The following is a 13,240-nucleotide window of genomic DNA, read 5'->3' on the forward strand; positions in this document are numbered from 1 at the left end:
AATACCGGCCGAGCCACGCCGAATTGGAAGCATCGCGTGATCTCGCGTGATGCGGCGTTGATCAACGGGTGACTTCGGCGGATTCGGCGGATTCGGCGGATTCGGCTACAGGCGCCGGCCGGTTCGCGTTGATACGCTGCTTACCCGATGCGCGCCCACCGACGATCGAGAACTGGTATACCTCCGCGCCATGGCCTGGCAACGTTTTAGTGTCTGCATTGCGGTCCTGGGTCTGGTCGCCGCCTGCGGTCACCGGCCCGCGACGCCGGGTGCGCAACGGGCGACCGCCACACCGATCCACCACCTCGTGGTGGTCTTCCAAGAGAACGTTTCGTTCGACCACTACTTCGGGACCTATCCCCATGCGGCCAACACCGATGGGCAACCGTTCACGGCGAAACCGGATACTCCTGCGGTCGACGGCCTCACGCCGGAGTTGTTGGCCCACAACCCGAATGCGGCGGCGCCGATTCGCCTGGGTGGGCCGGCTCAGCAGGTGACCTGCGATCAGGACCATGCCTACCAGGCCGAACAAGCGGCCTTCGACGGTGGCGCGATGGATCGATTCGTCGAACACACCGAGGGTGACCCGTGTGCACCACCGTCGTTCAACACCCCCGGATTGGTGATGGGCTACTACGACGGCAACACGGTGACCGCGCTGTGGAACTACGCCCAGCACTACGCGTTGAGCGACAATTTCTACAACACCACGTTCGGTCCCTCGTCACCGGGACACATCAACCTTGTCTCGGGCCAAACCCATGGCATCACAACCAAATTCATGCCGGGCGGCCGCCCGTTCCCGCCGCTTGCGGTCATCGACGACACCGGTGGCGGGCTGGGTACGCTCATCGACGACTCCCAGCCGTTCGGCGACGACTGCTCCAACCGGGACCAGGTGCAGTTCGCCGCCGGCAACAAGAACATCGGTGACCTGCTCAACGCCGAGGACATCGCCTGGGGGTGGTTTCAGGGTGGTTTCAAACCCACCGCCCGAGCGGACGGCGAGGCCGAGTGCGGCGCCCAGCACAACATCGGCGCGGCCCTCGGCGGCACCGGTGCGGCCGGCGCCCTGGCCTTCGGTACCAAGGCCGACTACGTCCCCCATCACGAGCCGTTCCAGTACTACCCGTCCACGGCCAACCCGCACCACCTGCCGCCGAGCGCGATCGACAAGATCGGCAGCAGCGACCAGGCCAACCATCAATACGACCTGTCCGATTTCTGGGCCGCCGCCGACGCGGGGCACCTTCCCTCGGTGAGCTTCCTGAAACCGCCGGCCTATGAAAACGGTCACGCCGGTTACTCCGATCCACTCGACGAGCAGCGGTTCGTCGTCGACACCATCAACCACCTGCAACGGCTGCCCGAATGGCGCGATATGGCGATCGTCATCGCCTATGACGATTCGGACGGCTGGTATGACCACAAACCTTCGCCGATCGTGTCGCCGTCCGCCACGCCCCAGGACGCGCTGAACGGCCCGGGCCGATGCGGTGACGCCGCTACCGCTCCCGTCGCCTATCAGGGGCGATGCGGCTACGGACCGCGACTGCCGCTGCTGGTGATATCTCCTTACGCCAGAGCGAATTTCGTCGACCACACCCTGACCGACCAGACCTCGATCCTGCGGTTCATCGAGGACAACTGGAGCACCGGCCGCATCGGTGACCACTCGTTGGACGAACGAGCCGGCGCACTGGGTGCGATGTTTGATTTCACCGGGCCGCTGCAACCGGGCTTGTCGCTGGATGCCGGCACCGGCAATCCGCGCTAGCGCGCCCGGGATGCAATCTCCGGGGTTCTAACCCTCCCGCGCCCCGCCAAACCTGTGCACGATGGGACCTTCGTGTGTGAAAACGGAGGGGTGCAATGAGTCTGGCGTTTCACTGGTTTCTGCCGACCTACGGCGACTCGAGGAACCTGGTTGCCGGCGGGCACGGGACGCCGATGTCCGGCGACCGGCCCGCGACGCTGCGCTACCTGCACCAGATCTGCGCGGCCGCCGAGGACAACGGCTTCGAGGCGGTGCTGACCCCGACCGGGCTGTGGTGTGAGGACGCCTGGCTGACGACTGCGATGCTGATCGAGAACACCGAGGTGCTGAAATTCCTGGTCGCCTTCCGGCCCGGCCTGCTCAGCCCGACGCTGGCCGCCCAGATGGCCGGGACCTTCCAGCGGCATTCGGGCGGCCGGCTGCTGCTCAACGTCGTCACAGGCGGCGAGCCCCACGAGCAGCGGGCCTACGGCGACTTTCTCGACAAGGAGTCCCGCTACGCCCGCACCGCCGAATTCCTGCATGTGGTCCGCCAACTGTGGGCCTCGAACGAGCCGGTGAACTTCGCCGGGGACCACATTCGCGTCGAGGGCGCGCAACTGAACAACCCACCCGACCCGATACCCCAGGTATTCTTCGGCGGATCTTCGGCGGCGGCCGGCCCGGTCGCGGCCAACTACTCCGATGTCTACCTCACCTGGGGCGAACCGCGGACTGCGGTCGCGGAAAAGCTGGATTGGATCAGGGGTTTGGCCGCCGACGCGGGCCGGGACCTGAAGTTCGGCTTGCGGATCCACGTGATCACCCGCGACACCGCCGCGCAAGCCTGGGCCGAGGCCGACCGACTGTTGGCGGCTGTCGACCCCGCCGACGTCGAACGAGTGCAGGCGAGCCTCGCGCGCAGCGAATCCGAGGGTCAGCGCCGCATGCTCGACTTGCACGGCGGCAACAGCAGCCGGCTCCTCGTCGCACCCAATCTCTGGGCGGGCGTGGGCCTGGTCCGCGGCGGGGCGGGCACGGCGCTGGTCGGGTCGCACGCCGAGGTCGCCGAAAGGCTGACCGAGTACGCGGACCTGGGAATCGACCACTTCATTCTGTCCGGTTATCCGCATCTGGAAGAGGCGTACTGGTTCGGTGAGGGCGTCCTGCCGTTGCTCGAGCGCCGGGGCGTGTGGCAGCACCCCAACCGGCAGTCGCATCCGGCGCCGGCGACGCCGTTCGCTATCGCCTCCGCGCACTGACTGCGGCAACCCTGGCCGACGCCGCGATTCGCTTCGCGGGCCGCGCCAATCACCCGTTGGTCAGCGCCGAGCCTGCGTACGGGGTGTGCTTTTGAACGAGTCACGCATCGTGGGGGCAGGCTCGGCGCAGCCTGTTCAGGCTGGGTTGCCTACCGCAGAATGAACTGTCGGTCCCAACGAATCGCGCGGAAGCGAGCAGACCATGGCAGTTGACCCGAACGTCTCGGCCTGCGGTGGGCGGGGCGAGATTCTGCGGCGGAGGCGGCCGCTCGCGCATCGGCTCAGCGTCAGCGACCCGCTGCCGGAAGACCACCGAGGGCGCCTTCCGGTCTGGTCGGTGGTCGCCACCGGCCTGGACTGAACACCCCCTATGCCCGGCACTCCGCAACTGCGGCAAGGACTTTCGCAGCGTCAGCTGAGCATGATCGCCATCGGCGGCGTGATCGGCGCCGGCCTTTTCGTGGGGTCCGGCGTGGTGATCCGCGATACCGGGCCGGCCGCGTTCCTGACGTACGCCCTGTGCGGCCTGCTGATCGTGCTGGTGATGCGGATGCTGGGCGAGATGGCCGCCGCCAACCCGTCGACCGGCTCGTTCGCCGATTACGCCGCGCGGGCGTTGGGTGGCTGGGCGGGCTTTTCGGTGGCCTGGCTGTATTGGTACTTCTGGGTGATCGTCGTCGGCTTCGAGGCCGTCGCCGGCGGCAAGGTCCTCAACTACTGGTTCCACGCGCCGCTGTGGCTGCTGTCGTTGTGCCTGATGGTGTTGATGACGGCGACGAACCTGTTCTCGGTGACCTCGTTCGGTGAATTCGAATTCTGGTTCGCCGGAATCAAAGTCGCCACCATCGTGGCCTTCCTGGCCGTCGGCACGGCCTTGCTGCTGGGTTGGGTGCCCGGCCATCACACCGACTTCTCCAACCTGACGGCGCACGGCGGCTTCTTCCCGAAGGGCGTCGGGGCGGTGTTCGCCGCCATCGTGGTGGTGATCTTCTCCATGGTGGGCGCCGAGATCGTCACCGTCGCCGCCGCCGAGAGCCGCGACCCCGAGCTCGCCGTCCAGCGGGCGACCAGGTCGGTGGTCGCGCGCATCGGCATCTTCTTCGTCGGTTCGGTCTTCCTGCTCGTCGTCATCCTGCCGTGGAACTCCGTCGAGCTGGGGGCATCGCCATACGTGGCCGCGCTCAAGCACATCGGGCTGCGCGGCGCGGACCAGGTGATGAACGCCGTCGTGCTCACCGCGGTACTGTCCTGCCTGAACTCGGGCCTGTACACCGCGTCGCGCATGCTGTTCGTGCTGGCCGATCGGCGGGAGGCGCCGGCGCGGCTGGTCACACTCAGCCGGCGCGGCGTTCCGCACTTGGCCATCCTGAGTTCGTCGGCGGTCGGTTTCCTGTGCGTCATCATGGCGTGGCTCGCGCCCGGGACGGTGTTCCTGTTCCTGCTCAACTCGTCGGGGGCCATCATCTTGTTCGTCTACTGGCTGATCGCGCTGTCGCAGATCGTGTTGCGCCGCAGGACTCCCGACGAGAGGCTGCGGGTGAAGATGTGGTTCTTCCCGGTGCTGTCCGTCCTGACCCTGGCCGGGATCACCGCCGTGCTGGTACAGATGGCGTTCGACCGCTCGGCGCGCAGCCAGCTGTGGCTCAGCCTGCTGTCCTGGGCGGTGGTGATAGGGCTCTACTTCGCCGCGCGGGCCCGTGGCCGGATCGGCACTAGCGATGCGGTCCCCTGAACGAGTCACGCAGCCGACGTCGGCGCTCCGGGCGGCCGCGGCCGATGACCTAATGTTCTGCAACATGGGGTGTGGGCCGCCGGTCGGTGCGTCATGACGGCCGATGAGCGGCGCGCCGGTGTCGACCTGACCAACCTGGACCAACCGCTGAGCCCGGACGCCGGAGCCACCAAGCGCGACCTGGCCGACTACCTGGACGCGGTGGCCGACCGGATGTTGTCCGCGCTGGCCGGCCGTGCGCTGACGGTGCTGCGCGTGCTGCGCGGCCAGGCGCCGTTCATGCAGAAGAACGCGCCGAAATACACCCCGGCCTGGGTGCGGACCGTCCCACTGTGGGCCGAGGCATCGAAGCGCGAGGTGCACTACATCGTCTGCGATGATCGGCCGACGCTGTTGTGGCTGGCCAATCAGCGTGCCGTCGAATACCACCCGTCGCTAGCGCTGGCCGACGACCCACGCAGGCCCACCCATTTGATCCTCGACCTCGACCCGCCGGACGACGGGGACTTCGCCGCCGTGGTCGCCGTCGCCCGTCTGGTCCGTCAGGCGCTGGCCGACTGCGGCCTGGCCGGCGCGGTGAAAACCAGCGGCGCCAAGGGAATTCACGTCTTCGTACCCCTCGACGGCGCCGCCGCGGTGGATGACGTCGCGGCCGCGACCCGGGCGCTGGCCGCCCGCGCCGAGGCGCTCGACCCGCGAAGGGCGACAACCGCTTTCATCGTCGCCGACCGCGCCGGCAAGGTGTTCATCGACTCCACCCGCGCGGGCGGCGCGACCGTCGTCGCCGCCTACAGCCCGCGCCTGCGCCCGGGCATTCCGGTGTCGTTCCCCCTGTCCTGGTCGGACCTCGATTCCGTACGCCCCGGCGACTTCACCGTCCGCACCGCGGTCGACGCGCTTGCCGGGCGCGACCTGTGGGCCGAGCACATGCCCAATCCCCAGCACCTTCCCGACGACCTAATCGAGCAGGGCCGCGCCATACCGGTCGCCCGGGTGGCCGCGATGCATGAGGGCAAGCGTCGCGCGCGGGCCCGACGCGACCAACGCTGAGACTTACGACGCCGCCGAGGGCTCAAGTCACCCGGTTTTGGTCAGCAACACGGCTTGTTCGAACGGCAGCCGTGCGATCACCGCTCCGCCGCGTGCCAGGTACCGCGCCACTTCGTCTTTGCTGACCACCTTCGGGTCGGCGATGCCGAAGGTCTTGCCGTTGTGGCGCATCCGACCGCCTCCCGCGGCCGTCAAATTCTTCAGCCAGTCCCGGTCCGGGCCGTAGGTCAGCACGATCGCAAAGCCGGGTTTGCCGTCGATGATGGTGTTGAAGACGTTCACCGGCGTGCGGTATGCCTTGCCGGAGCGCCGGCCCACGTGCTCGATGATCGCGAACGGGGGCAGCCACCCGGCCCAGAGACGCTGGACGGGGTTGGTGACGTAGCGGTTGAACCGGGCGAGTCCCTGCGGCATCTTCATGTGACCATCCAACGCGCGGCCGCATCCCCCAGCAAGCCCCGCGGCCCCAACCCGTCCTGCTACACCCTGTAGTTGAAGCGGCCGCGGGGGCTGGGACACTGGTTCTCATGGCAAGCAGTGACCAGGCGACCGCCCGGGTGCAGGAGTCGGCCCGGCTGTTCGCGGGCGCGTGCGCGGTCATCCCCGGCGGGGTGAACTCCCCGGTCCGTGCGTTCACCGCGGTCGGCGGCACCCCGCGCTTCATCACCGAGGCCCGCGGCTGCCGGCTCACCGACGCTGACGGCAACGACTACGTCGACCTGGTCTGCTCCTGGGGGCCGATGATCCTTGGGCACGCGCACCCGGCCGTCGTCGACGCCGTCGTTCGCGCGGCGTCGCGAGGCCTGTCGTTCGGGGCGCCGACGCCGGCCGAAAGCGAGCTGGCCGCCGAGATCATCGGGCGGGTCGCGCCGGTCGAGCGGATCCGGCTGGTGAACTCCGGCACCGAGGCCACCATGAGCGCCGTCCGGCTGGCCCGCGGGTTCACCGGTCGCGCCAAGATCGTCAAGTTCTCCGGCTGCTACCACGGCCACGTCGACGCCCTGCTCGCCGACGCCGGATCGGGGGTGGCGACGCTGGGGCTGCCGTCCTCGCCGGGTGTCACCGGCGCGGCCGCGGCCGACACGATCGTGTTGCCCTACAACGACATTGACGCCGTGCGGGAGACGTTCGCGCGATTCGGCGACCAGATCGCCGCGGTGATCACCGAGGCCAGCCCCGGCAACATGGGCGTCGTGCCGCCCGCGCCCGGCTACAACGCGGCGCTGCGCGCGATCACCGGCGACCACGGTTCGTTGCTGATCGTCGACGAGGTGATGACGGGCTTCCGGATCAGCCGAAGCGGTTGGTACGGAATCGATCCGGTGGCCGCCGACCTTTTCACCTTCGGCAAGGTGATGAGCGGCGGCCTGCCGGCGGCCGCGTTCGGTGGTCGGGTGGAGGTGATGGAGCGCCTGGCGCCGCTGGGCCCGGTGTATCAGGCGGGCACGCTGTCGGGGAATCCGGTGGCGGTGGCCGCCGGCCTGGCCACACTGCGCGCCGCCGACGACGCGGTGTACGCCACGCTGGACGCCAACGCCGACCGGCTGGCGCGCCTGCTCTCCGAGGCGCTCACGGAAGCGGCTGTGGCACATCAGATTTCGCGCGCCGGCAACATGCTCAGTGTGTTCTTCGGCGAAGCGCCGGTGACCGACTTCGCGTCCGCGCGGGCCAGCGAAACCTGGCGGTCCCCGCCGTTCTTCCATGCCCTGCTCGAGGCCGGGGTGTACCCGCCGTGCAGCGCCTTCGAGGCCTGGTTCGTCTCCGCGGCGCTGGACGACGCCGCGTTCGACCGGATCGCCGGCGCCCTGCCTTCGGCGGCCCGCGCGGCCGCCGCCGCCGAGGAGGACCGCCCCCGATGACGGAGCAGACCCGGGTGCACGTGGTCCGCCACGGCGAGGTGCACAACCCCGACGGCATCCTGTACGGCCGGCTGCCCGGCTTCCGGTTGTCCGACACGGGCAGGGCGCAGGCGGCCGCGGTGGCCGACGAGCTGGCCGACCGGGACATCGTCGCCGTCGTCGCCTCCCCGCTGCAACGTGCCCAGGAGACCGCCACGCCGATCGCGGCCAAGCACGGCCTGACCGTCGACACCGACCCGGACCTGATCGAATCGGCCAACTTCTTCGAGGGCCGCCGCGTCGGCCCCGGCGACGGGGCCTGGCGGGACCCGCGGTTCTGGTGGCAACTGCGCAACCCGTTCATGCCGTCGTGGGGCGAACCGTACGCCGAGATCGCGGCCCGGATGAGCGCCGCGGTGGACAAGGCCCGCGCCCGGGCGGCCGGCCAGGAGGTGGTGTGCGTCAGCCACCAGTTGCCGGTCTGGACGCTGCGGCTGCACCTGACCGGCCGGCGGTTGTGGCACGACCCGCGTCGGCGGGAGTGCGGGCTGGCATCGGTGACCACCCTGGTGTACGAGGGCGACCGACTGGTCGACGTCGAATACCGCCAACCGGCGGCGCCGTGACCGTGCGGCGATTGGCGGTGGCCGGGGTCGCGTTCGCGGCCCTGCTCGCCGGCTGTTCGTCGGGTCGCGACGCGGTGGCCCAGGGCGGCACGTTCGAATTCGTCTCGCCCGGCGGCAAAACCGACATCTTCTACGACCCGCCGTCCAGCCGAGGGCGGCCCGGGCCGCTGTCCGGGCCCGACCTGGCCGACCCCGCGCACACCCTGTCGCTGGACGACCCGATCTTCGCCGGCCGCGTCGTCGTCATCAACATCTGGGGCCAGTGGTGCGGCCCCTGCCGGGCCGAGGTGAGCCAGCTGCAGCGGGTGTATGACGCCACCCGCGGCACCGGGGTGTCCTTCCTGGGCATCGACGTTCGCGACACCAACCGCCAGGCGGCGCTGGACTTCGTCGACGACCGGCACGTGAGCTTCCCGTCCCTCTACGACCCGGCCATGCGCACGCTGATCGCGTTCGGCGGCAGGTACCCCACCACCGTCATCCCCTCCACGCTGGTGCTGGACCGTCAGCACCGCGTCGCGGCGGTCTTTCTGCGCCCGGTGCTGGCCGAGGACCTGCAGCCGGTGGTGCAGCGGCTGGCGGCGGAATCGGCGGCGACGGGGGCGCCCGCGGCATGACCGGATTCACCCAAATCGCCGCCGCCGGTCCGCTGCTGGTGGCCCTGGGGGTCTGCCTGCTCGCGGGCCTGGTGTCGTTCGCCTCGCCGTGCGTGGTGCCGCTGGTGCCGGGCTATCTGTCCTACCTGGCGGCGGTGGTCGGCGTCGAGGAAGAGCCACTACCCGGCTCGCTCAAGGCCCCGCCGGCCGCGCGGTGGCGGGTCGCGGGGTCCGCGGCGCTGTTCGTCGCCGGCTTCACCACCGTGTTCGTGCTCGGGACCGTCGCCGTGCTCGGCATGACCACCACGCTGATCACCAACCAGCTGCTGCTGCAACGGGCCGGGGGAGTGCTGACCATCGTCATGGGCCTGGTGTTCGTGGGCCTCATCCCCGCCCTGCAGCGCCAGGCCCGGTTCAGCCCGCGCCAGTGGAGCACGGTCGCGGGGGCGCCGCTGCTGGGCGCGGTTTTCGCGCTGGGCTGGACGCCGTGCCTGGGGCCGACGCTGGCCGGGGTGGTCACCGTCGCGTCGGCCACCGACGGCGCGAGCGTGGCCCGCGGGATCGTCCTGGTGATCGCCTACTGCCTGGGGCTGGGCATCCCGTTCGTGCTGCTGGCGTTCGGCTCGGCCGGGGCGGTCGCGGGCCTGAGCTGGCTGCGCCGGCACACCCGGGCCATCCAGATCTTCGGCGGCGTGCTGCTGATCACCGTCGGGGCCCTGCTGGTCACCGGGGTGTGGAACGACTTCGTGTCCTGGCTGCGCGACGCGTTCGTCTCCGACGTGAGGCTGCCGATATGAGCGCTCCGGTAGACGCGCGAGCAGACGCAGAATCGCACGGAGACTCCCGCCGGAGTGCGATTCTGCGTCTGCTCGCGGCCCTGGGTGCCAGGGCGCGCAACACCTGGCGCGCGCTGACCTCGATGGGCACCGCGCTGGTGCTGCTGTTCCTGCTGGCTCTGGGCGCCATACCCGGCGCCCTGCTGCCGCAGCGCAACCTCAACGCCGGCAAGGTCAGCGACTACCTGGCCGCCCACCCGGTGATCGGGCCCTGGCTGGACAGGCTGCAGGCGTTCGACGTGTTCTCCAGCTTCTGGTTCACCGCCATCTACGTCCTGCTGTTCGTGTCGCTGGTCGGCTGCCTGACGCCCCGCATGCTCGAACACGCCCGCAGCCTGCGCGCCACGCCCGTCGCCGCCCCGCGCAACCTGGCCCGGCTGCCCAAGCACGCCGGCGCCCAGCTGGCCGCCGCCCCCGAGCAGGTGAACGCCCTGGCGAACGCGGTCACCGAGCGGCTCCGCGGCTGGCGCACGACCGTCCGCCACCGGGACGACGGCGTCGAAGTGTCCGCCGAGAAGGGCTACCTACGAGAGTTCGGCAACATCGTCTTCCACTTCTCGCTGCTGGGGCTGCTCGTCGCCGTCGCCGTCGGCAAGCTGTTCGGCTACGAGGGCAACGTGATCGTCATCGCCGACGGCGGACCGGGCTTCTGCTCGGCCTCGCCGGCGGCGTTCGACTCCTTCCGCGCCGGCAACACCGTCGACGGCACGTCGCTGCACCCGATCTGCGTCCGCGTCAACGACTTCCAGGCCCACTACCTGCCGTCGGGCCAGGCCACCTCGTTCGCCGCCGATATCGACTACCAGTCCGGCGGCGACCTGAGCGCCAACACCTGGCGGCACTACCTGCTGGAGGTCAACCACCCGCTGCGGGTCGGCGGTGACCGGGTGTACCTGCAGGGCCACGGCTACGCGCCCACCTTCACCGTGACGTTCCCGGACGGGCAGACCCGCTCGTCGACCGTGCAGTGGCGGCCCGACAACCCCCAGACCCTGCTGTCGTCGGGGGTGGTGCGCATCGACCCGCCCGCGGGCAGCTACGCAAGCGCGAGCGAGCGCCGCCAGCACGAGATCGCGATCCAGGGCCTGCTGGCGCCGACCGAGCAGCTCGACGGCGCCCTGCTGTCGTCGCGGTTCCCGGCCCTGGTCGCGCCGGCGGTGGCCGTCGACATCTACCGCGGCGACACCGGCCTGGACACCGGCCGGCCGCAGTCGCTGTTCAGCCTCGATCCCCGGCTCATCCAGCAGGGCCGGCTGATCAAGGAGAAGCGGGTCAACCTGCGCGCCGGCCAGGAGGTCCGGATCGACCAGGGCCCGGCGGCCGGCACCGTCGTGCGCTTCGACGGCGCCGTGCCGTTCGTCAACCTGCAGGTCTCCCACGACCCCGGCCAGGCCTGGGTGCTCGTGTTCGCGATCACGATGATGGCGGGGCTGCTCGTCTCGCTGCTGGTGCGCCGCCGGCGGGTGTGGGTCAGGCTGAACCCCGAGGGGGCCGGTACCGTGAATGTCGAATTGGGCGGCCTGGCCCGCACCGACAACTCGGGCTGGGGCGACGAGTTCGAGCGGCTGACCGAACGGCTGCTCGACGGACTCGAAAGCGCCGCCGAGCCGCCCCCCGGGTCCCCAAAGTCCCCGGTGTCCCAAAGGAGTTCTCAGGTGGACGTGACATGAACACCCTGCACGTCGACATCGGCCTCGCCCGCTACTCCGACTGGGCGTTCACCTCGGCGGTCGTGGCGCTGGTGGTGGCCCTGCTGCTGCTGGCCTTCGAGCTCGCCTACGTCGGCGGCCGCCGGGCCGAGCAGCGCGAACGCGTCCTGGCCGGCCCGGTCGCCGTCGACAGCACCACCCCGGGCATCGTCGACGACGTGCCGGCCCGGCCGTTCGACGAGCGCGTCGGGCGGGCCGGCCTCGCGGTGCTCTACCTCGGCATCGGCCTGCTGGTCGCCTGCGTCGTGCTGCGCGGCCTGGCCACGCTGCGGGTGCCGTGGGGCAACATGTACGAGTTCATCAATTTGACCTGCCTGTGCGGCTTGATCGCCGGCGCGCTTGTGCTGCGCCGCCCGCAGTACCGCCCGCTGTGGGTGTTCCTGCTGCTCCCGGTGCTCATCCTGCTCACGGTGTCCGGCCGCTGGCTCTACACGAATGCCGCGCCCGTGATGCCCGCCCTGCAGTCCTACTGGCTGCCCATCCATGTGTCGGTGGTCAGCCTGGGGTCCGGCGTGTTCATGGTGGCCGGTATCGCCAGCATCTTGTTCCTGCTGCGCACGTCGCGGCTGGGGGAGCCCGACGCCGAGGGCGCGCTGGCCCGGATCGTCCAGCGGTTCCCCGACGCGCAGACCCTGGATCGGCTGGCCTACCGCACCACGATCTTCGCGTTCCCGGTGTTCGGTTTCGGGGTGATCTTCGGCGCCATCTGGGCCGAGGAGGCGTGGGGCAGGTACTGGGGCTGGGACCCCAAGGAGACGGTCTCGTTCGTCGCCTGGGTGATCTACGCCGCCTACCTGCACGCCAGGTCAACCGCGGGATGGCGGGACCGCAAGGCGGCCTGGATCAACGTCGCCGGGTTCGTGGCCATGGTCTTCAACCTTTTCTTCGTTAACCTGGTGACCGTGGGCCTGCATTCATATGCGGGCGTGGGCTGACAGCCGGCAACCGACCCAAGGAACTCGACGCAGGGGGGAGTGCACGTGTCCGACCATTCAGGCGTAGGGGCGCCCGAGCCACCGACCACCCAGCTGCCGCCTCGGCAGCCCGCCGACCCGCTGGCGGATTCCGGCGACTCGCCGACCCGGAGCTTCGCCGGCTTCGCGGGGGATCAGCGCGCCCCGGGGCTCGCCTAGGGCGGGTTACTTGTCCCCGTGGCTTAGCCGCCGTAAGAAATCCGGATCGTCGTCGGGACCGATGACACGCGTCGTCGCCCGATGGGTCTGCGACCGCGCGGCGCGCCAGCCGACGTAGACCAGGGTCCCCAGAACGAGGACGAGCAGCAGGTAGAGCACTCAACACCTCCTTGGAGGGAATATACCTGGGCCGTAGGCTCGGCCTGTGCCGAAAGAGCCGGGACCCAAGCCGGGACCAGCCCTGCCTGGGGATAACGCGGACGGCGACGGGAATCGCGTCGTGGTCGACGTCGTGCTGTACGCGGGGGCGCGCCTGCTGCTGGCGGCGCTGCTGACCGCCGTCATCTACGGGATCGCGCGGCTGCTGGGGGTCGCGCAGTTCCCGATCGTCGTCGCCGCCTTGTTCGCGCTGATCATCGCGATGCCGCTGGGCATCTGGGTGTTCAGCCCGCTGCGCCGGCGGGCCACCGCGTCGCTGGCCGCCGCCGGCGGGCGTCGCCGCCGCGAGCGCGAACAGCTGCGGGCCCGGTTGCACGGCGAGGCCCCGGCCGATCCCGAGCCTGAGCCCCGCCCCGAACCCGACGCGTAGAGCTCAGCGCCGCAGGGCCAGCGCCGCCGACACCGCGATCGCCCACACCACCATCGCCAGCCCGGTGTCGCGCAGCACCGGGATCAACGCCGGGCCGCCGCGCCCCGACC

At 70.2% G+C, this 13,240-nt stretch carries 15 protein-coding genes and 1 pseudogene; 13 read left to right on the plus strand and 3 right to left on the minus strand.

The window, feature by feature from the left end; all coding sequences use genetic code 11:
- The first annotated feature begins 190 nt into the window (after positions 1 to 190).
- The 5 genes from BN971_RS15175 to ligD all read left to right on the plus strand — a co-directional run bounded on the left by BN971_RS15175 (position 191) and on the right by ligD (position 5,803).
- Positions 191 to 1,780, plus strand: coding sequence for a phospholipase C (locus tag BN971_RS15175; protein ID WP_085179326.1), 1,590 nt, complete (start codon positions 191 to 193; stop codon positions 1,778 to 1,780).
- 95 nt (positions 1,781 to 1,875) lie between these two features.
- Positions 1,876 to 3,021 carry an LLM class flavin-dependent oxidoreductase gene (locus tag BN971_RS15180; RefSeq protein ID WP_085179325.1) on the plus strand — a complete coding sequence of 382 codons (1,146 nt, stop codon included), beginning with the start codon at positions 1,876 to 1,878 and terminating at the stop codon, positions 3,019 to 3,021.
- Positions 3,022 to 3,223: 202 nt separating this feature from the next.
- A complete protein-coding gene (locus tag BN971_RS24690; RefSeq protein WP_211279770.1) occupies positions 3,224 to 3,382 on the plus strand; it encodes a hypothetical protein in 159 nt (52 codons plus the stop codon).
- Positions 3,383 to 3,391: 9 nt separating this feature from the next.
- Positions 3,392 to 4,753, plus strand: coding sequence for an amino acid permease (locus BN971_RS15185; protein ID WP_085179324.1), 1,362 nt, complete (start codon positions 3,392 to 3,394; stop codon positions 4,751 to 4,753).
- Positions 4,754 to 4,846: 93 nt separating this feature from the next.
- Positions 4,847 to 5,803, plus strand: coding sequence for a non-homologous end-joining DNA ligase (gene ligD, locus BN971_RS15190; RefSeq protein ID WP_085179497.1), 957 nt, complete (start codon positions 4,847 to 4,849; stop codon positions 5,801 to 5,803).
- A 27-nt stretch (positions 5,804 to 5,830) separates the two neighbouring features.
- Here ligD and BN971_RS15195 read toward each other — a convergent pair whose 3' ends face one another.
- Positions 5,831 to 6,223, minus strand: a complete 393-nt coding sequence (locus BN971_RS15195) for a nitroreductase family deazaflavin-dependent oxidoreductase (protein ID WP_085179323.1) — start codon at positions 6,221 to 6,223, stop codon at positions 5,831 to 5,833.
- Between the two features lie 107 nt (positions 6,224 to 6,330).
- Between BN971_RS15195 and hemL the strand changes: the two genes are divergently transcribed.
- From hemL to BN971_RS25100, 7 genes are all read left to right on the plus strand, one after another.
- Complete coding sequence (hemL, locus tag BN971_RS15200) at positions 6,331 to 7,662, plus strand: glutamate-1-semialdehyde 2,1-aminomutase (RefSeq protein WP_090350266.1); 1,332 nt, start codon at positions 6,331 to 6,333, stop codon at positions 7,660 to 7,662.
- On the plus strand, positions 7,659 to 8,267 hold the full coding sequence (locus BN971_RS15205; RefSeq protein WP_085179321.1) for a histidine phosphatase family protein: 609 nt from the start codon (positions 7,659 to 7,661) through the stop codon (positions 8,265 to 8,267). The genes hemL and BN971_RS15205 overlap by 4 nt, the downstream gene beginning before the upstream one ends.
- Complete coding sequence (locus BN971_RS15210; RefSeq protein WP_085179320.1) at positions 8,264 to 8,884, plus strand: TlpA disulfide reductase family protein; 621 nt, start codon at positions 8,264 to 8,266, stop codon at positions 8,882 to 8,884. Before BN971_RS15205 ends, BN971_RS15210 begins: the two co-directional genes overlap by 4 nt.
- Positions 8,881 to 9,660, plus strand: a complete 780-nt coding sequence (locus BN971_RS15215; protein WP_085179319.1) for a cytochrome c biogenesis CcdA family protein — start codon at positions 8,881 to 8,883, stop codon at positions 9,658 to 9,660. Before BN971_RS15210 ends, BN971_RS15215 begins: the two co-directional genes overlap by 4 nt.
- Before the next feature lie 122 nt (positions 9,661 to 9,782).
- Positions 9,783 to 11,369 carry a cytochrome c biogenesis protein ResB gene (locus BN971_RS15220; protein ID WP_170322184.1) on the plus strand — a complete coding sequence of 529 codons (1,587 nt, stop codon included), beginning with the start codon at positions 9,783 to 9,785 and terminating at the stop codon, positions 11,367 to 11,369.
- A complete protein-coding gene (gene ccsB / locus BN971_RS15225) occupies positions 11,366 to 12,343 on the plus strand; it encodes a c-type cytochrome biogenesis protein CcsB (RefSeq protein ID WP_085179317.1) in 978 nt (325 codons plus the stop codon). The genes BN971_RS15220 and ccsB overlap by 4 nt, the downstream gene beginning before the upstream one ends.
- A gap of 45 nt (positions 12,344 to 12,388) precedes the next feature.
- On the plus strand, positions 12,389 to 12,541 hold the full coding sequence (locus BN971_RS25100) for a hypothetical protein (RefSeq protein WP_170322169.1): 153 nt from the start codon (positions 12,389 to 12,391) through the stop codon (positions 12,539 to 12,541).
- A 6-nt stretch (positions 12,542 to 12,547) separates the two neighbouring features.
- Here the strand turns inward: BN971_RS25100 and BN971_RS15230 are convergent, their stop codons facing one another.
- The gene (locus BN971_RS15230) at positions 12,548 to 12,700 is read right to left on the minus strand and encodes a hypothetical protein (RefSeq protein ID WP_090350268.1); all 153 of its coding nucleotides are present in this window, start codon (positions 12,698 to 12,700) and stop codon (positions 12,548 to 12,550) included.
- A gap of 82 nt (positions 12,701 to 12,782) precedes the next feature.
- Between BN971_RS15230 and BN971_RS15235 the strand changes: the two genes are divergently transcribed.
- Positions 12,783 to 13,130, plus strand: coding sequence for a DUF4229 domain-containing protein (locus BN971_RS15235; protein WP_090350369.1), 348 nt, complete (start codon positions 12,783 to 12,785; stop codon positions 13,128 to 13,130).
- A 3-nt stretch (positions 13,131 to 13,133) separates the two neighbouring features.
- On the opposite strand, the pseudogene BN971_RS24695 reads toward BN971_RS15235, so the two are convergent.
- Positions 13,134 to 13,240, minus strand: a pseudogene (locus BN971_RS24695) (1,4-dihydroxy-2-naphthoate polyprenyltransferase); the annotation flags it as partial.

Source organism: Mycobacterium bohemicum DSM 44277, from assembly GCF_001053185.1.
In the GTDB taxonomy this organism is placed as follows: Bacteria; Actinomycetota; Actinomycetes; order Mycobacteriales; family Mycobacteriaceae; genus Mycobacterium; species Mycobacterium bohemicum.